A 427-nucleotide genomic window follows, 5' to 3' on the forward strand; every position below is an offset into this window, starting at 1 on the left:
TTATTTATTTATAAATAATAATGGGATTTCGGGATTACGCTTGCGTAATCCTTCTGTCACTTGAAGTTATCCAATCCCATTGCTATCCCGTTCATATTTTATTTTGGGATGTTCTTTCGTCATACAATATAAGCTTCACATTGAGTTGTGACTTGTTAGTATGTTGAAAAGGTTCGTTAGATGGGTGTTATTGAATGACGAAAGGACAGTACATAGATATTAGATTTGAAAGTAGAGTGTTTGAGGCAAAAATAAAGACGAAGTGCTGAGGAGCACTTCGTCGAGTGGGGTATCATTGAAAAGTTGTTTAATAATTTCATTATTGAGTTTTAGTGTAACGTAGAACTGTTTTTTATGATTACCATCTTTACGAATATCAATACGGTCAATAACCGTTAGGTACAAAGCTTTGAGCTGTGATTTATCC

1 pseudogene is annotated in these 427 nt (G+C 34.0%); it reads right to left on the reverse strand.

The features are described 5' to 3' along the window. Positions 1 to 219 precede the first annotated feature (219 nt). A pseudogene (locus tag KA858_RS12210) lies at positions 220 to 427 on the reverse strand (cassette chromosome recombinase CcrB); the annotation flags it as partial.

It is taken from the genome of Staphylococcus sp. GDX8P80P (genome assembly GCF_017893095.1).
GTDB classification, from domain to species: Bacteria; Bacillota; Bacilli; order Staphylococcales; family Staphylococcaceae; genus Staphylococcus; species Staphylococcus borealis.